The sequence below is a fragment of the Erwinia sp. Eh17-17 genome, assembly GCF_039675725.1.
Taxonomy (GTDB): Bacteria; Pseudomonadota; Gammaproteobacteria; order Enterobacterales; family Enterobacteriaceae; genus Erwinia.
Genome location: NZ_JBDFQT010000010.1, coordinates 46,174 through 64,541, shown reverse-complemented (window position 1 = coordinate 64,541; position 18,368 = coordinate 46,174). Strand labels below are relative to the sequence as shown.

The 18,368-nt window shown below is 58.7% G+C and carries 17 protein-coding genes; 14 read left to right on the top strand and 3 right to left on the bottom strand.

What is annotated here, in order from left to right; genetic code table 11:
• Positions 1 to 21 precede the first annotated feature (21 nt).
• On the bottom strand, positions 22 to 834 hold the full coding sequence (locus tag ABEH87_RS19415) for an IclR family transcriptional regulator (RefSeq protein WP_346578777.1): 813 nt from the start codon (positions 832 to 834) through the stop codon (positions 22 to 24).
• A gap of 336 nt (positions 835 to 1,170) precedes the next feature.
• Here ABEH87_RS19415 and ABEH87_RS19410 point away from each other — a divergent pair, with 336 nt between their 5' ends.
• From ABEH87_RS19410 to ABEH87_RS19345, 14 genes are all read left to right on the top strand, one after another.
• Positions 1,171 to 2,697, top strand: a complete 1,527-nt coding sequence (locus ABEH87_RS19410) for a sugar ABC transporter ATP-binding protein (RefSeq protein ID WP_346578775.1) — start codon at positions 1,171 to 1,173, stop codon at positions 2,695 to 2,697.
• A 41-nt stretch (positions 2,698 to 2,738) separates the two neighbouring features.
• Positions 2,739 to 3,839, top strand: coding sequence for an ABC transporter permease (locus tag ABEH87_RS19405; protein WP_346578773.1), 1,101 nt, complete (start codon positions 2,739 to 2,741; stop codon positions 3,837 to 3,839).
• Entirely contained in the window at positions 3,836 to 4,936 is a 1,101-nt protein-coding gene (locus ABEH87_RS19400; RefSeq protein WP_346578771.1) for a substrate-binding domain-containing protein, read from the top strand. Before ABEH87_RS19405 ends, ABEH87_RS19400 begins: the two co-directional genes overlap by 4 nt.
• A gap of 10 nt (positions 4,937 to 4,946) precedes the next feature.
• Positions 4,947 to 5,798 carry an SMP-30/gluconolactonase/LRE family protein gene (locus tag ABEH87_RS19395; protein WP_346578769.1) on the top strand — a complete coding sequence of 284 codons (852 nt, stop codon included), beginning with the start codon at positions 4,947 to 4,949 and terminating at the stop codon, positions 5,796 to 5,798.
• Between the two features lie 232 nt (positions 5,799 to 6,030).
• Positions 6,031 to 7,029, top strand: a complete 999-nt coding sequence (gene yiaK / locus ABEH87_RS19390; protein WP_346578767.1) for a 3-dehydro-L-gulonate 2-dehydrogenase — start codon at positions 6,031 to 6,033, stop codon at positions 7,027 to 7,029.
• Between the two features lie 14 nt (positions 7,030 to 7,043).
• Complete coding sequence (locus ABEH87_RS19385; protein WP_346578765.1) at positions 7,044 to 7,514, top strand: YhcH/YjgK/YiaL family protein; 471 nt, start codon at positions 7,044 to 7,046, stop codon at positions 7,512 to 7,514.
• A gap of 12 nt (positions 7,515 to 7,526) precedes the next feature.
• Complete coding sequence (locus tag ABEH87_RS19380) at positions 7,527 to 8,822, top strand: MFS transporter (protein WP_346578763.1); 1,296 nt, start codon at positions 7,527 to 7,529, stop codon at positions 8,820 to 8,822.
• Positions 8,819 to 10,300: an FGGY-family carbohydrate kinase gene (locus ABEH87_RS19375; RefSeq protein WP_346578761.1), complete on the top strand. Its 1,482-nt coding sequence runs from the start codon at positions 8,819 to 8,821 to the stop codon at positions 10,298 to 10,300. Before ABEH87_RS19380 ends, ABEH87_RS19375 begins: the two co-directional genes overlap by 4 nt.
• Positions 10,297 to 10,959, top strand: coding sequence for a 3-keto-L-gulonate-6-phosphate decarboxylase UlaD (gene ulaD, locus ABEH87_RS19370; protein WP_346578759.1), 663 nt, complete (start codon positions 10,297 to 10,299; stop codon positions 10,957 to 10,959). The genes ABEH87_RS19375 and ulaD overlap by 4 nt, the downstream gene beginning before the upstream one ends.
• A 2-nt stretch (positions 10,960 to 10,961) precedes the next feature.
• The gene (locus tag ABEH87_RS19365) at positions 10,962 to 11,819 is read left to right on the top strand and encodes an L-ribulose-5-phosphate 3-epimerase (RefSeq protein WP_346578757.1); all 858 of its coding nucleotides are present in this window, start codon (positions 10,962 to 10,964) and stop codon (positions 11,817 to 11,819) included.
• Positions 11,816 to 12,514: an L-ribulose-5-phosphate 4-epimerase gene (araD, locus tag ABEH87_RS19360; RefSeq protein WP_346578755.1), complete on the top strand. Its 699-nt coding sequence runs from the start codon at positions 11,816 to 11,818 to the stop codon at positions 12,512 to 12,514. The genes ABEH87_RS19365 and araD overlap by 4 nt, the downstream gene beginning before the upstream one ends.
• Positions 12,515 to 12,848: 334 nt before the next feature.
• A complete protein-coding gene (locus ABEH87_RS19355; protein ID WP_346578754.1) occupies positions 12,849 to 13,427 on the top strand; it encodes a hypothetical protein in 579 nt (192 codons plus the stop codon).
• A gap of 13 nt (positions 13,428 to 13,440) precedes the next feature.
• Positions 13,441 to 14,655: a transporter gene (locus tag ABEH87_RS19350; protein WP_346578752.1), complete on the top strand. Its 1,215-nt coding sequence runs from the start codon at positions 13,441 to 13,443 to the stop codon at positions 14,653 to 14,655.
• Positions 14,656 to 15,183, top strand: a complete 528-nt coding sequence (locus ABEH87_RS19345) for a cysteine peptidase family C39 domain-containing protein (RefSeq protein WP_346578750.1) — start codon at positions 14,656 to 14,658, stop codon at positions 15,181 to 15,183.
• 72 nt (positions 15,184 to 15,255) lie between these two features.
• Here the strand turns inward: ABEH87_RS19345 and ABEH87_RS19340 are convergent, their stop codons facing one another.
• Together ABEH87_RS19340 and ABEH87_RS19335 are read right to left on the bottom strand one after the other, a co-directional pair.
• Entirely contained in the window at positions 15,256 to 16,572 is a 1,317-nt protein-coding gene (locus tag ABEH87_RS19340; protein WP_346578749.1) for a cytochrome c, read from the bottom strand.
• Positions 16,573 to 16,582: 10 nt separating this feature from the next.
• Positions 16,583 to 18,367 (bottom strand): GMC family oxidoreductase, encoded by a 1,785-nt coding sequence (locus ABEH87_RS19335; RefSeq protein WP_346578747.1) that lies wholly within the window; start codon positions 18,365 to 18,367, stop codon positions 16,583 to 16,585.
• Position 18,368 lies beyond the last annotated feature (1 nt).

The window sequence follows — 18,368 nt, the reverse complement described above, 5'->3', positions numbered from 1 at the left end:
CTTTTCCGGTCAGCCCGCGGGTTAACCGTGGAACCCCAGCTCGGCAGAAATGGCTTTTGCCGTGGCGACCACCGGGGCCATCAGCTTTTTCACACCGATCTGCTGCATTTTTGCCGTCGGTAACGACACCGATACCGCGAACGGCACCCGCTGCTGAATATCAAACACCGGGGCGGCAATGCAGGAGACGCCCAGCTCGTTCTCTTCGCGATCCATCGCCGTCTGTTGCTGGCGAATATTTTTCAGCTCTTCCAGCATTTCCGGCAGCGTGGTGATGGTGTTTTTTGTCAGAGGCTGGATGGTCTCCTGATGGCTCTGCCAGTACTGCGCCGGGTACTCTTCACTGCCCCAGGCCATAAAAATCTTACCCATTGCCGAGCAGTACAGCGGCATATGCTGGCCGATGTAGGCGCGGGTGCGCATCATTCCGGTGGTCGGTTCCAGCTTGTAGATCAGGATCACATGGTCATCTTCCCGGCTGGAGAAGTTCACCGTCTCGCCCACCTCAAGATTGAGCTTTTCCAGGTGCGGAGCCGCCACGTGGATCACATTCAGCGAGGAGAGCGCCTTCTGCCCGACGGAGATAAATTTAGTGGTCAGACGATAGCTGCCCGGTGACGGGGCCTGAGTGACATAGCCGCTGCTGTGCAGCCCCTGCAACAGGCGATGTACCGTACTTTTGTTCATCCCGGAGAGTTCAGACAGATGGGCCAGCGGGCAACCGTTCGGATAGTTGCTTAACAGTTCAATCAGCTGCAGGCCACGAAACAGGCTCTGCGTCCCCAGCGGCTTATCCTTCTTATCGTCCTTCACGCTATCCGCTTTTACGCTCATCCACGCTTCCTCATTTTTCCAGCGCCCCACTGCGGAGCGTTGCCCGATGGTAACCCATGCATCCCGCACTGTGAATATGGAACGACGTTTCAGTGCATTTTCTGAGGGTGCGTTCGGCCAAAAACCCCTGTAACAGAAGTGAGCTGTCCATCACAATTCCACAACATTAAAAATAACTTATTGTTTTTAAATGATAAATAAAACACTCACTCCTTTGCTTTCCGTCCGAACTGAGAATAGTATTTTTGAAACTTGATTTCGCATATTGAAATATTGCGGTGTTTTTTTCCCAGACTCACCGCTGTTGAAGTTCACCAGGCGTTGCAGGAGACCGTCATGCAGCATACACCCGGAACACCGGTTCTAACGCTGAGCCACATCACCAAACGCTTTGGCGGCAATATCGCCGTCAACGATGTCAGTCTGGACGTTTTCCCCGGCGAAGTGGTCGCTCTGTTGGGGGAAAACGGTGCCGGAAAATCCACGCTGATCAAAGTGCTGGCCGGGGTTTACAGCCGCGACGAAGGTGACATTCGTTTTCAGGATGCCAGCATCGCCTCGGCCGCCAGTTTAAAAACCACCCGCCAGCAGCCCATCGCTTTTATTCATCAGGACCTCGGACTGATTGAGTGGATGACCGTCGCGGAAAACATGGCGCTGGTGATGGGATTTACCCGCCGCCTGGGGCTGATTGACTGGCGTGCAGTACGCGAACGCTCCCGCGCCGCGCTGGATGAAGTCGGTATTGCGCTGGATCCGGATGCCCGCGTATTTGAACTCTCGCGCACGGAAAAATCCCTGCTGGCCATTGCCCGCGCCGTGGCGGTGAACGCCGAGGTGCTGGTGCTGGATGAGCCGACCGCCTCGCTGCCCGCCAACGACGTGCGCCACCTGTTCAGCGTCATCAACCGCCTGAAGAGTAAAAAGGTCGGGATGATTTACGTCACCCACCGTCTGGATGAAGTGATTGAGATTGCCGACCGCGTCTGCGTGATGCGCGACGGTAAACGCGTGGCGGGCGGCATGACGGCGCAGTACAACCTGCGCGACCTGGTGGAGATGATTGTCGGTGAGGCTATCGACGGCGACCAGCGCGAGCCGCTGCCGGAAGCCCGCCACCCGGTGCTGACGCTCGACAAGCTGTGCATTGATGAAGTCGGCCCGGTCTCCTTCAGCCTGCAACCCGGTGAAATGCTGGCGCTGGCCGGTCTGCGCGGTGCCGGGCAGGAAGAGATTGGTCGTCTGCTGTTTGGCCTGCGTCAGCGCAGCGGCGGCGACATTCAGTTCCGCGACAAGGCCTATCACGCCCGGTCGCCGCAGCAGGCGATGGCGGCGGGCGTCTCGCTGGTGGCGGGCGACCGCACCGGAGAGAGCCTGGTGATGTCGATGAGCGTGCGCGAAAACCTGTTTATTAACCCCTGCGCCAGCGGTCACTCCCTGCTGTCGCGCTACGGCCGCCGCGCCGAGATCGGCGCCAGCTGGTGGAAGGTGCAGCTCTTCGACGTGCGTCCGAAAGACGTCAACCTCGATATCAGCGCCCTCTCCGGCGGCAACCAGCAAAAAGTGGTGATGGCGCGCTGGATGCACCTCAATGCCCCGCTGCTGATCCTCGAAGATCCCACCGCCGGGGTGGACGTTGGCGCGCGCGAAGAGATCTACCACCTGCTGAACAAGGCGCTGGCCGACGGCATCGCGGTGCTGGTGATCTCCAACGATTTCGAAGAGATCGCCCATATCTGCAACCGCGCGCTGGTGTTTAACCGCGGCCAGGTGGTGGGCGAACTGAAAAATGAACACGTCACCTTTGCCAACCTGCTCGAACTCGCTTCGGCCAGCCAGGAAACCCCTGTCGCCACCGTCTGAATCATTAACGCCACCGTTCGACGGTGGCAGGAGAAGCTGTTATGTCCAAAACATCCGTGAAGTCTACCGCACTGGAACAGCGGGTCAGTCTCAGCGAGCACGGTGCCGCCGCGTGGTCGATGCAGATCGTCACCCGTTACGGCCTGCTGCTGCTGTGCGTGCTGCTGACGATCCTGTTTTCCCTGCTGTCGCCGTCGTTCGCCAGTATGCTGACGTTACAGGCCATTCTCGCCAGTAAGGCCAAAATTGCCCTGCTGGCGCTGGCCGCCACCATTCCCATGATTGTCGGCAAAATCGACCTGAACGTCGGCTTCGGCATCGTGCTGTGGCATATCCTCGCCATTACTTTGCAGGTGGAGTATGGCTTCTCCTGGCAAATGGCGGTGCTGACGGTGCTGGCAATCTCTGCCGTCTACGGCCTGCTCAACGGTATTCTGGTGGCGCTGGCGGATATCGACAGCTTTGTTGCCACGCTGGGGTCAGGCACCGTGCTGTACGCCGTAGCGCTGTGGCACTCCGGAGGACGCCAGATCGTCGGCGACCTGCCCGATGCGTTTATCGCCCTGCACCATACCGAAATCTTCGGCATCCCGATTGGCGCGTTCTACGTGCTGGCCGTGGCGATCATCCTGTGGCTGATCACCGAACACACCCCGCTCGGCCGCTGCATGTATGCGGTCGGCGGTAACCCGGCGGCGGCGCGGCTGAACGGCATTGCCGTCAATAAATTCACCATCGGCGCGTTTATCGCCTCCAGCGTTCTGACCGGTTTCAGCGGCGTGCTGATTGCCGCCGAACAGGGCGTCGGCCAGGCCAGCGTCGGCATGGATTATCTGCTGCCTGCGCTGGTCGGCGCGTTCCTCGGCAGTACCACCATCCGTCCGGGGCGCGTAAACGTCTGGGGCACCGTGGTGGGCATCGCTATTCTCGCCATCGGGATTGCCGGTATCCAGCAGTTCGGCGGCGATTTCTGGGTAGAACCGCTGTTTAACGGCGCGACGCTGCTGCTCTCCATTACCCTTGCCGGTTACGCCCAGCGCCGCCGGATGCTGAATCAAAAGGCCGTGGTACGCTCGCAAAGCACCCCGGCTAGCACTCCTGACAATAATCAGAACACCATCACTCCGGGGAGTACCTTATGAAACGTCATCTTCTTGCTCTGACCCTTGGCACCCTGCTGGCAGGTTCGCTGCCCGCCTGGGCCGACAGCTACCTTGACCAGGCCACGGCGGCGGTTAACAAAGCCACCGCCAGCGTCACCCAGTGGGACGGCCCCACCACCGGGCCGACGCTGCAAAAGAATAAGAAGGTGATTTTCATCGCCTCAGATATGAAAAACGGCGGCGTTCAGGGCGTGCAGCAGGGGATGAGTGAAGCGGCGGCAGCGGCAGGCTGGAAGCTGGAAACCCTCGACGGCGGCGGCTCGGTGAAAGACCAGCTGGCGGCGCTCAATCAGGCAATAGCCCAGCGCCCGGACGGCATTGTGATTGGCGGCTGGAACCCGAACGTGGCGAAAATCCCGCTGAAGAAAGCCGTACAGCAGAAAATCGTGCTGATGGCCTGGCACGCCGAACCGCAGCCGGGGCCGATTGCGAAATACAACGTGGTGACCAACATCACCTCCGACTCTACCGAAGTCGCCCGTCTGGCGGCGCAGTATGCGGTAGTGCAGTCCGGAGGCAAGGCGCAGGTGCTGATTTTCACCGATTCGCTCTATCAGATTGCGCTGGATAAGGCCAATACGATGAAGCAGGAAATTGAGAAGTGCAGCGGCTGTAAGGTGGTGGAATTTATCGATACGCCGCTGGCCGATACCGCCAACCGCATGCCGTCAATGACCTTCAGCCTGCTGCAAAAGTATGGCGATAAGTTCCAGTACGCGCTGGCGATCAACGACCTCTACTTTGACTTTATGGCTCCGGCGCTGAAAACGGCGGGTAAAGGCGGCAAAAATGCGCCGTTTAATATCTCCGCCGGGGATGGATCGATTTCCGCCTTCCAGCGCATCCGCAGCGGCGACAGCCAGATCGGCACCGTGGCGGAACCGCTGAAGCTGCACGGCTGGCAGCTGCTGGATGAGTTTAACCGCGCCTTCGCCGGCCAGCCGCCGTCAGGCTATGTGACCCCGGCGCACCTGATCACCAAAGAGAACATCGGCAGCGACGGCGGACCGCAAAACCACTACGACCCGCAGAATGACTACCAGGGGCACTACAAAACCATCTGGGGCGTGAAGTAGCGGAGGGGTTATGCAGAGTAACGACAATCTGACGCTGGAAAAACTCTGCTCCCCGGCAATCTGGGCTGAGGGGCCGGTATGGCTGCCGGAGCAGGATGCCGTGGTGTTCAGCGACGTCAAGGGCAACCGCATGTTCCGCTGGCAGCGCAGCGGCGAGCTCAGCCTGTGGCGCTCGCCGTCGCACTATGCAAACGGCAACGCCCGCGATGGTGAAGGCCGGGTGGTAAGCTGCGAGCACGGTCGCCGCGCCATCAGCCGCACGGAGCATGACGGCAGCGTGACGCTGCTGGTAGAGAAAGTGGACGGCAAGCGCTTCAATTCGCCCAACGATGTGGTGGTGCGGTCCGACGGCACCGTCTGGTTCACCGATCCGCCCTACGGGATCGTCAGCGACGACGAAGGCTATCACGCGCACAGCCAGGTGATCGGCTGTTACCTCTACTGCTTCGATCCGCGCAGCGGCCAGCTGACTATTGCCGCCAGCGATCTGCAGCGCCCAAACGGGCTGGCTTTTTCACCTGACGAAAGCCTGCTGTATGTGGCGGATATGTCGGTTGTCGATTTCCCGACGCTGGGCCGCCGCCAGCTGCGGGTCTATCCGGTGGACGGCCACGAGCTGGGCAGTGGGCGGTTGTTTGCTGAAGTCGCCCCCGGTTTCCCGGACGGTTTCTGCGTCGACCGGCGCGGCAACCTTTACTGTAGCTGCGCCGACGGGGTGATTATTTTCGACAGCAAAGGCGTGACGCGCGGCAAAATTCCGCTGCCGGAACGCGTGTCGAACTGCACCCTCGGCGGCCCGCACGCTAACGAGCTGTATATCACCGCCACCACCTCGCTGTACCGGGTGCAGCTCCCGCACTAGCGAGACACGCGGTTCACCGACGGCCGGGGAAACCCTGCTGTCGGCTTCTTCACGGCTAAAACCTGCCGGATGTGCCAGCGATCACAGAACCCAACACTATTTTTATCTAACTGTTTTATAAAGAAAAAATAGCACCTCATTTCTTTGACTTGTTCCCTCCAGGCGCATAGGATTTATTTGGAACGACATTCCATATATTGAAATAACGCCACCTCCGGGGAGAAACAGCAGTATGAGAATCAGCTATCAGCAGTTGAAACAGGAGTTCCTGCGGGTGTTACTGGCACGCGGCGTCGCGGCAGATAAAGCCGAAAGCTGCGCCACCCTGTTCGCCGACACCAGCGAGAACGGCGTTTACTCCCACGGGGTGAATCGTTTTCCCCGCTTTATCCAGCAGCTGGACGCCGGCCACATTGTTCATCAGGCCGAAGCGGAAAAAATGCTCTCTCTCGGCGCCATCGAACAGTGGGACGCCCACCGCGCCATCGGCAATCTGACCGCCCGCAGCATGATGGACCGCGCCATTGAACTGGCCGACGGCCACGGCATCGGGCTGGTGGCGCTGCGCAACGCCAATCACTGGATGCGCGGCGGCAGCTACGGCTGGCAGGCGGCAGAGAAGGGCTATATCGGCGTCTGCTGGACCAACTCCATCGCGGTGATGCCGCCGTGGGGTGCCAAAAACTGCGCCATCGGCACCAACCCGCTGATCGTCGCCGTGCCGGGCGATCCGATCACCATGGTCGATATGTCGATGTCGATGTTCTCCTACGGCATGCTGGAAGTGAACCGCCTGGCGGGCAAAACCCTGCCGGTCGACGGTGGTTTTGACAATGACGGGGAGTACACCCGCGATCCCGCCACGATTGAAGAAAATCGCCGCATTTTACCGATGGGCTACTGGAAAGGCTCCGCCCTGTCCATTGTGCTGGATATGGTCGCCACCCTGCTCTCTAACGGCGCCTCCGTTACCGAGGTCACCGAAGATAACGGCGACGAATTCGGTATCTCCCAGGTGTTTATCGCCATCGACGTTGACAGCCTGATCGACGGAGCCACCCGCGACAGCAAACTGGCGCGTATCCGCGAGTCCATCACCGGTGCCGAACGCGCCGATGACCAGCAGGCGATCCGTCTGCCGGGCCATAAATTCCCCGGTATCCGCGCGGAAAACCAGCGCCTGGGCATTCCGGTCGATGAACGCGTCTGGGCACGTATTCAGGCGCTGTAACGGGAGCAGAGATCATGATTTTTGGCCATATCAACAACACCGACGCCCACCACTACCCGCCTGCGATTGCGCGCGCCATTGCCTACTTAGCCACGCACGATCTGGCCGGTATGGCAGCCGGGCGCTATCAGGACAGTGAGACTGGCTGGCAGGTGCAGGTGCTGGATCTGCACACCGCCCCCCACGGCGATAACTACCCGGAGGCGCACCGCCGCTTTATCGACGTGCAGTACCTGGTGTCCGGCAATGAGCTGATGGGGGTCGCGACGGAGAAAGCCGAACCGCCCGTCCACCAGCCCTATGACGATGAGCGCGACATTATCTTTTATCAGGATGTGCCCAACGAAACCCTGATTCTGATGCAGCCGGGCCATTTTGCCGTGTTCTATCCGCAGGACATTCACCGCCCCAACTGCGCGCTGGACGCTCCCGAAGCGATCCGCAAGGTGGTGGTGAAGATCCCCACGGCCGATCTCGCTGACTAAAAGAGGATCACGATGAGCCTGACTTCCACCACCGTCACCCATGACAGGATCCCCGCTCTGCGCTGGCTGCGGATCATTCCCCCGATCCTGATCACCTGCATTATCTCCTACATGGATCGGGTCAATATTGCCTTTGCCATGCCGGGGGGAATGGATGCTGATTTAGGTATCAGCGCCTCGATGGCCGGACTGGCCGGAGGCATCTTCTTTATCGGCTACCTGTTCCTACAGGTGCCGGGCGGCAAGCTGGCGGTGTACGGCAACGGCAAGCGCTTTATCGGCTGGTCGCTGCTGGCCTGGGCAGTGATTTCCCTGCTGACCGGTCTGGCGACGGATAAGTATCAGCTGCTGGCGCTGCGCTTTGCACTGGGGGTGTCCGAAGGCGGGATGCTGCCGGTGGTGCTAACCATGATCGGCAACTGGTTCCCTGATGCTGAACGCGGGCGCGCCAACGCGATTGTGATCATGTTTGTGCCGATCGCCGGGATCCTCACGGCCCCGCTCTCCGGCTGGATCATCACCGCCTGGGACTGGCGCATGCTGTTCTTCGTTGAGGGCGTGCTGTCGCTGTTTGTGATGGCGCTGTGGCACTTTACCATCAGCAACCGCCCGCAGGAGGCAAAGTGGATCTCCCCGGCGGAAAAACAGTATCTGATCAAAACCCTGCACGACGAGCAGCTGCTGATCAAAGGCAAAAACACCCGCAAAGCCTCGCTGCGCCAGGTGATGCGTGAGCCGGTGATGTGGCGGCTGATCCTGGTCAACTTCTTTTATCAGACCGGGATCTACGGCTACACCCTGTGGCTACCCACCATTCTTAAAGGGCTGACCAACGGCAACCTCGAACAGGTTGGCTTCCTGGCGATCCTGCCTTACGTCTGCGCGATTTTTGGCATGTTCCTGTTCTCCTCCCTGTCAGATGCGACCGGGCGGCGCAAGCTGTTCGTCGCCCTGCCGCTGGCCGGGTTTGCCCTGTGTATGGCGCTGTCGGTGCTGCTGAAAGCACATATCTGGTGGTCTTACGCTGCGCTGGTCGGCTGCGGGTTCTTTATTCAGTCGGCGGCCGGGGTGTTCTGGAGTATTCCTCCGCGCCTGTTCAATGCCGAAGTGGCCGGCGGCGCGCGCGGGGTAATTAACGCCCTGGGCAACCTCGGTGGCTTCTGTGGCCCGTATATGGTCGGCGTACTGATTGTCGCTTACAGCAAAGACGCCGGGGTTTTCAGCCTGGCCATCTCCCTGGCGATTGCCTCACTGCTGGCGCTGACGCTCCCTGCCCGCTGTGACGCGCAAAATAAGGAGGCAGCATGAGCTACTGGTTAGGACTGGACTGCGGTGGCACCTTTATCAAGGCCGGGCTGTATGACGCAGAGGGGCGCGAACGGGCGGTGTCACGCCAGACGCTGCCGGTGCTGGTGCCGGAACCGGGGTGCGCCGAGCGCGATATGCCGCAGCTGTGGCAGCAGGCCGCACGGGTGATTGCAGACGTATTAAAAAGCAGCGGGCTGCAGGCCGCTGACGTGGCCGGTGTCGGCATTTCGGCACAGGGCAAAGGGCTGTTTCTGCTGGATAAACAGCGGCAGCCGCTGGGCAACGGCATCCTCTCCTCTGACCGCCGGGCGCTGGCGCTGGTGCAGCAGTGGCAGCGCGACGGCATGCCGCAGACGCTGTATCCGCTTACCCGACAGACGCTGTGGACCGGGCACCCGGTTTCGCTGCTGCGCTGGTTAAAACAGCATGAGCCGCAGCGCTATGCTGCCATCGGCAGCGTGCTGATGGCCCACGACTATCTGCGCTACTGTCTGACCGGAGAGCTGGCCTGTGAAGAGACCAACATCTCCGAATCTAATCTTTACGACATGCAACAGGGCGGCTGGTCTGCCGCGCTGGCCGACACCCTCGGCCTCAGTGACATTCTCCCGGCCCTGCCGCCGATAGTCGGCCCTACCGACATCGCCGGTCATGTCACCGCTGAAGCGGCCGCACTGTGCGGGCTGCGCGAAGGGACGCCGGTAGTGGGCGGGCTGTTCGATGTGGTCTCCACTGCGCTGTGTGCCGGGCTGCACGATGACACCCGGCTGAACGCGGTGATGGGCACCTGGTCCGTCACCAGCGGTATCACCGACCGCATCAGCGACGAAACCGGCCACCCGTTTGTCTATGGCCGCTACGCCATAGACGGTCAGTACATCATTCACGAAGCCAGCCCGACCTCGGCGGCCAACCTGGAGTGGTTCTGTCAGCAGTGGGGCATTGACGACTATGCGCTGCTGAATCAGTGGGTCGCAGCGCTACCGCCTGCGGCAAGTTCTCTGCTGTTTCTGCCGTTCCTCTACGGCTGCAACGCCGGGGCCGACCTGCACGGCAGCTTCTTCGGCATACAGGCCGGCCACCAGCGTGGTCACCTGGTGCAGGCGATCTACGAAGGCGTGGTGTTCTCGCACCTCACGCACCTCAACCGCGTTCTGACACGCTTCCCGCAGGTTACTGCGCTGCGTCTGAGCGGCGGGCCGACGCGCTCCGAAGCATGGATGCAGATGTTTGCCGATGCCAGCGGCCTGCCGGTGGAGATCCCGCAGATTGAAGAGAGCGGCTGCCTGGGCGCAGCGCTGGCGGCGATGACCGGCACCGGGGCGTATACCTCGCTGCAACAGGCGCAGCAGGCGCTGCAACCGGCCATCGTCAGCTATCAGCCCGACGGCGAACGCCACGCGCTGTACCAGAAAAAATACCAGCAATATCAGCAGCTACTGACGGCGCTGATCGCCGTACAAGGAGTCAAACCATGAGCCATTCACGGGTTCCTCAGCTTCAGCTGGCGCTCGACCACACCCGGCTGGATGCCGCCCTGGAGACGGCGCAGCGCCTGCATCAGCAGGTCGATATTGTCGAAGCGGGCACCATTCTGTGCTTCAGCGCCGGAATTGACGCCGTGCGCCAGCTGCGCCAGCAGCTGCCCGGCAAAACCCTGGTGGCCGACTTTAAAGTCGCGGACGCCGGGGCCACCCTCGCCACGCTGGCGTTTGAGGCCGGAGCCAGCTGGATGACGGTGATCTGTAGCGCCCCGCTGGCGACCTTTGCCAGCGCGCTGGAGGTGGCGCATCAGCATCAGGGCGATATCCAGATTGAGCTGTTCGGCCACTGGACGCTGGACGATGCCAGGCGCTGGCGCGAGCTGGGGCTGACGCAGGCGATCTACCATCGCGGACGGGATGCACAGGCCAGCGGCCAGCAGTGGAGCCATCAGGATCTGGACGCGATGAAAGCGCTGTCCGATCTGGGCTTTGCCCTGTCGGTGACCGGCGGCATCACGCCAGATGAGCTGCCGCAGTTTAAAGAGATCGACGTGAAGGCGTTTATCGTTGGCCGGGCGCTCAGCGAAAGTGCTGACGGGCTGGCGACGGCTGCCGACTTCCATCAGGCCATTGCCAACATCTGGGGACACTAACCATGCGCCAACACCCGCTGGGAATTTATGAAAAAGCGCTGCCTGCGCACCTGAGCTGGCCGGAACGTCTGGCCCTGGCGAAAGCCTGCGGCTTCGACTTCGTCGAGATGTCGGTGGACGAAACCGATCTGCGCCTGTCGCGCTTACAGTGGAGCAAAGAGCAGCGCCTGTCGCTGGTCAACGCGATGATGGAAACCGGGGTCACCATCCCGTCAATGTGCCTGTCCGGTCACCGCCGTTTCCCGTTTGGCAGCCGCGACCCGGCCACGCGCCAGCAGGCCTATACCTTGATGGAGCAGGCGATCCAGCTGGCGAAGGACGTCGGCATCCGCACCATCCAGCTGGCGGGCTATGACGTTTACTACGAACCGCACGATGAGGGCACGGTGGCGCGCTTTGCCGAAGGGCTGGCCTGGGCGGTCGATCGCGCTGCCGCCGCGCAGGTGATGCTGGCGGTCGAGATTATGGACACCGAATTTATCAACGCCATCAGCAAGTGGAAACTGTGGGATAAGCAGCAGGCCTCGCCGTGGTTCACCGTCTATCCCGACGTCGGCAACCTCACCGCCTGGGGCAACGACGTTGCCGCCGAGCTGGCGCTGGGCATTGACCGCATCGCCGCCATCCATCTGAAAGACACCCAGCCCGTCACCGCCAGCTCGCCGGGGCAGTTTCGCGACGTGCCGTTTGGCGAGGGCTGCGTCGATTTTGTCGGGGTGTTCCGCACGCTGAAACAGCTGAACTACCGCGGCGCGTTTCTGATTGAGATGTGGACCGAAAAAGCCGAGGAGCCGGTGGCCGAGATTGTGCAGGCCCGGCGCTGGATTGAACAGAAAATGAAGGAAGGAGGTTTACAGTGAGCTTAACAACGCTGAAACAGCAGGTTTTCGAGGCCAATCTGGCGCTGCCGCGTCACCGTCTGGTGACCTTTACCTGGGGCAACGTCAGCGCTATTGACCGCAGCCGCGGGCTGGTGGCGATTAAGCCGTCCGGGGTGGAGTACGAGGGTATGACGGTTGACGATATCGTGGTGGTAGAGCTGGAGAGCGGCCGCACCGTGGAGGGTAGCAAGAAGCCGTCGTCCGATACCGCCACTCATCTGGCGCTGTACCGGGCGTTTGCCGATATCGGCGGCATCGTCCACACTCATTCGCGTCACGCGACTATCTGGGCGCAGGCCGGGCTGGATCTGCCCGCCTGGGGCACCACCCACGCCGACTATTTTTACGGCACCATCCCCTGCACCCGCCTAATGACACCACAGGAGATCGCTGAAAATTATGAACACCATACCGGCGAGGTGATTATCGACACCTTCCGCTCGCGCGGCATCAGCCCGACGGCAATCCCGGCGGTGCTGGTCAACGCCCACGGACCGTTTGCCTGGGGCAGCAGCGCCGACAACGCCGTGCATAATGCGGTGGTACTGGAAGAGATTGCCTATATGGGGATTTTCTCGCGCCAGCTGACGCCGGGGATGCAGGATATGCAGCAGGTGCTGCTGGATAAGCACTATCTGCGCAAGCACGGAGCGGGGGCGTACTACGGGCAGTGATTGCCTGTTGTCGGGCCGACCGCAACAGAAGGTCGGCCCCTACACGCACCGAACATCCCTGCTGACCAGTTAATTCTCATAATAATCTCCCGCCTCGTCTGAGAATATTAACTTTTCTGTTCATTCCACCTGAGAAAAAAAACGCCACTTCATAAGAAAATATAACCAATAAATTCCAGAAATCATTACTTATAAATCAATAATTTACATTTTGATCGTGAGAAAAATCTTAGTTATTGTAAAGAAATCATTGTTTAATCAGCTTTCCAATAAGATAATGTAAAGAAATGTTAATGTTTAGTGCGTTATTTTCTTGTTATCTTAAAGGGATTCTATGAAACGTTGTTTACTTGTTGCGCTCATTCTCGCCTGCCCGACCCTATCATATGCAACCTCAGTGGAATTAAGTGACGCTGAGCTGTCTGTGGTGAACGGCAAAGGCAATGGTCTGATCACCCCTCCAATTATTATCCCTACAAAGCCATGCGGCATCGCAGGAATAGGTTGCGTTAAATTCCCTAAATATTCCACCCTGAATCTCACCAGCAGCACCACGTTTAAAAAACCGCTTGAAGGCTTTGAGTCAATGCCGGTGGGAGATAAATTCCAGGGTATCCATACCATAAACTTAGTTCATAACTTTGGCGTAGATGAAGATTACCGAAACTACGTCATGCACAGTGAATTCTTTGATAACGGTCCAAAGACCATTACCGACAGCGGCGATGGGAAGAAATATTCTGTTATCGGGGATATATGGCGTTCGTCAAAAAGTACACATGGCGAATTTGACACGGTAAATAACACCGTTGTCGAAGAGTATTATCGTGTAATGAATGCTGATGGTACGGCTTCTGCTAAAGCACTGCGCTGGTCGAACTGGAATCGTGACATTAATATGACCAAGTGGTAACAGGCTTTTAAAAATGAAATTCAGGACGATTAGCGCGTTTGCACTGCTTTGTATGTCTTCCCTGTCTTATGCTGACGTCCTTAAACTTGAAAACGGAGACATTATTACCGGTAATATTGTCTCCTTCAAGGATGGACTCTGCGTATTCAGCACCCCTTATGGTTCAAGCTTAAGAGTCGCCGCCTCTGATATTAAAGAGCTGCTGACTGAGACTCAATATGCCGTCACCCTGAACAATGGCGATCGTGTCACTGGCCAGCTTAAAACCAGTGCGTCGGGTCAGGCGAAGGTGATTCGTGATGGGTCTGTATCCTCATTCAGCTTCAGTGAAATTAAAGACTTTTCGATAGTCAGAGAAGATAACAGCGCACTGGCAAATGTAGAAAAGAAAAAAGAGAGCTATTCCTCCCCTCTTAATTATCTTTCTGATTATACCGTTCTGCTCAATCCCGGCGAAGTGGACCTGGATTTTGGTTTTAAATACCGAACCTATAAATCTTCGGCCTCACTGCCGCAGGAAGGCCCTTACCAAGTTTCCAGTTACTCGGTTAAGAAGCTGTATCTGTATATGACACCGCGTTTTGGCATCACCGAAAACCTCAGCGCCTGGTTTACCCTGCCCTGGACTTATACCCGAATAGAAGATGTTTCAAGCAATGCCTACACCCGTGATGCGGCGCAGGGTCATATCGGCGATATTTCCGCCGGTGTGCAATATAAGCTATTAAAAGAGACTGAATCACACCCATCTCTGACCGGCTCACTGGCCGTGAATGCACCGACCGGTAGAAAAAAAGCTGTCGCTGTCCTGGATTCATGGAAGCAGCCGCTAAACAATAGCGAAGGCTACTGGAGCATCACGCCAGCGCTGAATTTTGTACGTATCAGCGACCCGGTGACCGTGTACGGTGGTATTTCCTACGAAAAAATCTTTGAAACCAGTAAGGGTGGCGAGCGGCTGAAATATGGTGATATTGCCTCACTGACTTTCGGCACGGGCTATTCTCTCAATGATGTCAGTTCTTTCGGTACCCAGTTCCAATACGCCTGGAGCGATAACCTGAGATATGACGGCCGGGAGATGAAAGGGACCTCGACGGAAGGCGAAATGCTTCAGTTCTATTTCTCATATCTTCTCAGTCATCAGCTCACCGTAACGCCAGAAATTTCGTTCCCGTTAGATTCAAGCGGCGCAACGGTAGGTGTTGGTTTTAGCAGGAACTTTTAAATGAGGATGACCTTCGGATTTTTGGCACTGCTTTTGTCGGCTCAGGTGAATGCTCATAACCTGACGCTCAAAGGATGGAACAGTTTAAAAACGGAAGGCATTGTCAGACAAACGACCGACTTCTCCTGTGGACCTGCGGCACTATCCCTGTTACTCAAAGAGAAATACGGTGTGACGATCGGTGAGATGGAGATCCTCTCCGATATTATCTACCGCTCAGCAAGAGGCACTGAGGGTGAGAAAATAAAGCTGGGATTTTCGCTGCTGGATCTGAAAAACGAAGCTCAACGACTGGGATTCCGCGCTAAAGGGGTGAAGTTCACTGATATCAGTGATTTAACGGTCAATACTCCGCTGCTGATCCTGCTGGAGTCTGAAAGCTATTCACACTTTGTGGTCTTAACCGGAATGAAAGAGGATTACGCGGAGATATCAGACCCGGAAAGAGGTCACTGGCATATGCCGCTGTACCTGCTGAAATCTCAGTGGAAAGGATATGCCCTGGTAACCGGAGGCGCTTATCTGTAGCCGTAGCCGTTAAATGCCGGGGCGACCAGTAAAACGTCGCCCCGGCATTTTAGCGGGAGTACAGAAGTGCCGTTATGGCGTCAGCTTCTCCACGTCGGCGTTCCCCTGCTGATGAACCACTGCCTCATCCTTGCGCACTTCCGCCACATCGCTGGCTGACACCACAGACGTTGCGGTGTTGCCCCAGCTGGTACGGATAAAGTTCACCACATCCGCCACCTGCTGGTCGTTCAGCCGCCAGCCGAAGGCCGGCATGGTGATGGCGGTCGGCGCACCTTTCATACCCGGCAGCTGCGCGCCGCTCAGCACGATATGGATCAGTGACGTCGGATCTTCTGCCAGCACCACCGGGTTACCGCGCAGCTCCGGGAAGAAACGCGGGTAACCGCTGCCGTCGGTTTTATGGCAGGCCGCGCAGCTGTCCACATATACCGAGGCACCGGTTTTACTGTCATCGCCTTTCCACAGCGCTTTCGCCACCGTATCGTCCGGCGTAAAGCCGACCTGATTCGGATCTTTCGCGCCCAGCGACTTCAGATAACGGGCAATCGCTGTGGCATCTTCTGGCGTCAGGTGTTGCAGGCTGTGCTGCACCACGTCGGTCATGCCGCCGAATACCGCCGTATGGTCGTTACGCCCCATGCGCAGGAACTGCACCAGATCATCCTCGCTCCAGCGTCCCAGGCCATCGCGCCCGTCGCCGCGAAGATTGCTGGCGGTCCAGCCGTCAATCGGCGCATTGCTGCCGGACAGGAAGTCGCTGCCCTCATCGTTGTTCAGCGCTTTTTCCTGCATGGTTATGCTGCGCGGCGTATGGCAGGCCCCGCAGTGGCCCAGCCCTTCCACCAGATACTGGCCGCGAGCCAGCACCGGGTCCTGACCTTTGATCGGCTGGAAAGCTTTCACATCCGGGGCAAACACGCCGCGCCAGATCGCCAGCGGCCAGCGCATCGACAGCGGCCAGGGAATATCGCTCTCCTGGTTCGCACGGTTCACCGGCTTCACGCCGTGCATAAAGTACGCGTACAGCGCCTGCATATCCTCGTCGCTGACCACCGCGTAAGAGGGGTACGGCATCGCCGGGTAGAGCGTATCGCCATTTTTCGCCACGCCGTGACGCACCGCTTTCTGGAAGTCGTCATAGCTGTAGTCGCCAATCCCGCTCTGCTTATCCGGGGTGATGTTGGTCGAGTAGATCGTTCCGATAGGCGTCGCCATCGGCAAACCCCCGGCAAACGGCTCACCGCCCGCTTTGGTGTGGCAGGCCACACAGTCCCCGGCGCGCGCCAGATACTCACCGCGTGCTATCTGCGCGTCCGCGCTGTCCTCTGCCAGCGCGTTAAACGCCATCATGCCCGGCAACAGGGCAACAAGAAGTAACTTTTTCATCTGCTTATCCTTATGCCTGCACCAGCGGACCGGGGTTTTTCAGGTACTGTTCGCGAATGGCCTTTGCCGACCAGTAGGTCAGCGCGGCGACCATGCCGGTCGGGTTGTAGCCCAGCCCCTGCGGGAAGGCGGAGGCACCGGGAACGAAGACGTTCGGCACGTCCCAGCTTTGCAGATAGCGGTTAATCGCGCTGGTTTTCGGGTCTTCACCCATGATCGCCCCGCCGTTCATGTGCGTGGTCTGATACACGGTGGTGTCGAAATGCGCCCCCGGCATTTTTGGCGCGCCGCTGATCAGCTTCGGATTCATCGCTTCGGCGATCTTGTGCATACGGCCGTGCATGAACTGCGACATTTTGATGTCGTTTTCCTGCCAGTCGAAGGTCATACGCAGCAGCGGCTGGCCGTGGATATCCTTGTAGTTCGGATCGAGATCGAGGTAGTTATTGCGGTACGACTGGTGCGCACCGTGGGCATCCATCGAGACGTGGTGAGTGTAGTGATCCGCCACCGCGGCTTTCCATTTGCTGCCCCAGTTCGGGGTGCCCGGAGGCGTCGGCAGGCCGGAAATCGGTTTCACACCCGCCTGGTTGACCCACATCGGGGAGCCACCGACAAAGCCATATTTCGCATGGTCGAAGTTATCGGCGTTGAAGTCATCAACCCCTACGCCCGCCCCGCCTGCGCCAATAAAGTTGTTGGTGAACACGTCTTTATCGAAGAAGGCTTTAATGGTGGACAGGTTCTGGTAGGCAAAGTTACGCCCGACGGTGCCCTCATTGGTCACCGGATCGTAAGGCTTACCGATGCCGGACAGCAGCATCAGGTGGACATTGTGGAACTGGAAGGCCGAGAGGATCACCAGATCCGCAGGCTGCACCTGCTCGCGTCCCAGCCCATCGACATAGGTCACGCCGGTGGCACGTTTCTTATCGTCGGTCAGGTTCACGCGCAGCACGTAAGCGTTATTGCGCAGCTCAAACTTCGGCTCCTGGCGCAGGGCAGGCAGAATGTTGACGTTCGGCGAGGCTTTAGAATACATGTAGCAGGCATAGCCGCTACAGTAGCCGCAGAAGTTGCACGGCCCCATCTGTGCGCCGTAGGTGTTGGTGTACGGGCCGGAGGTGTTGGCCGAGGGCAGATCGTAAGGATGATAACCAATACTCTCCGCCGCCTGGGCAAACAGCTGCGCCGAGTAAGTGCGCTTCTGCGCGGGCAGCGGGAACGGGCTGGAGCGGTCAGGAGCAAACGGATTGCCTTTGCCGCCCTGACCGACCACTTTACCCTTCACGCTCCATGCAGAACCGGAGGTGCCAAACACCTTCTCAGCCTGGTCGAAGAACGGCTCCAGCTCGTCATAGGTGACGCCAAAGTCCTGAATGGTCATCCCTTCCGGGATAAAGTCTTTGCCGTAGCGCTCTTCATAGTGGCTGCGCATGCGCAGCTCCATCGGGTCAACGCGGAAATGCACGCCCGACCAGTGCAGGCCCGCCCCGCCGGTGCCGGTGCCCGGCAGAAACGCCGCCAGCTGACGATATGGCTGCGCGGTCTGCGCGGCGTTATGACGGATGGTCACGGTGCTTTTTGACAGATCCTGGAACAGCTTTTTACGGATGTTATAGGTCAGCTCGTCAATCACCTGCGGATAGGCGCCGTCAGGATAAGTGTCACGGTGCGGGCCACGCTCCAGCGCCACCACATTCAGACCGGCTTCGGTCAGCTCTTTTGCCATAATCGCCCCGGCCCAGCCGAATCCGACGATCACTGCATCTACTTTTTTCTGTTCGTTAGCCATG

Bases quoted from the DNA above. Each gene is read 5' to 3' on its own strand.
- ABEH87_RS19410 (WP_346578775.1), top strand. From the start codon at position 1,171: ATGCAGCATACACCCGGAACACCGGTTCTAACGCTGAGCCACATCACC.
- yiaK (WP_346578767.1), top strand. From the start codon at position 6,031: ATGAGAATCAGCTATCAGCAGTTGAAACAGGAGTTCCTGCGGGTGTTA.
- ABEH87_RS19395 (WP_346578769.1), top strand. From the start codon at position 4,947: ATGCAGAGTAACGACAATCTGACGCTGGAAAAACTCTGCTCCCCGGCA.
- ABEH87_RS19345 (WP_346578750.1), top strand. From the start codon at position 14,656: ATGAGGATGACCTTCGGATTTTTGGCACTGCTTTTGTCGGCTCAGGTG.
- ABEH87_RS19365 (WP_346578757.1), top strand. From the start codon at position 10,962: ATGCGCCAACACCCGCTGGGAATTTATGAAAAAGCGCTGCCTGCGCAC.
- ABEH87_RS19355 (WP_346578754.1), top strand. From the start codon at position 12,849: ATGAAACGTTGTTTACTTGTTGCGCTCATTCTCGCCTGCCCGACCCTA.
- ABEH87_RS19380 (WP_346578763.1), top strand. From the start codon at position 7,527: ATGAGCCTGACTTCCACCACCGTCACCCATGACAGGATCCCCGCTCTG.
- ABEH87_RS19375 (WP_346578761.1), top strand. From the start codon at position 8,819: ATGAGCTACTGGTTAGGACTGGACTGCGGTGGCACCTTTATCAAGGCC.
- ABEH87_RS19415 (WP_346578777.1), bottom strand. From the start codon at position 834: ATGAGCGTAAAAGCGGATAGCGTGAAGGACGATAAGAAGGATAAGCCG.
- ABEH87_RS19350 (WP_346578752.1), top strand. From the start codon at position 13,441: ATGAAATTCAGGACGATTAGCGCGTTTGCACTGCTTTGTATGTCTTCC.
- ABEH87_RS19405 (WP_346578773.1), top strand. From the start codon at position 2,739: ATGTCCAAAACATCCGTGAAGTCTACCGCACTGGAACAGCGGGTCAGT.
- ABEH87_RS19340 (WP_346578749.1), bottom strand. From the start codon at position 16,572: ATGAAAAAGTTACTTCTTGTTGCCCTGTTGCCGGGCATGATGGCGTTT.
- ABEH87_RS19400 (WP_346578771.1), top strand. From the start codon at position 3,836: ATGAAACGTCATCTTCTTGCTCTGACCCTTGGCACCCTGCTGGCAGGT.
- ABEH87_RS19335 (WP_346578747.1), bottom strand. From the start codon at position 18,367: ATGGCTAACGAACAGAAAAAAGTAGATGCAGTGATCGTCGGATTCGGC.
- ulaD (WP_346578759.1), top strand. From the start codon at position 10,297: ATGAGCCATTCACGGGTTCCTCAGCTTCAGCTGGCGCTCGACCACACC.
- ABEH87_RS19385 (WP_346578765.1), top strand. From the start codon at position 7,044: ATGATTTTTGGCCATATCAACAACACCGACGCCCACCACTACCCGCCT.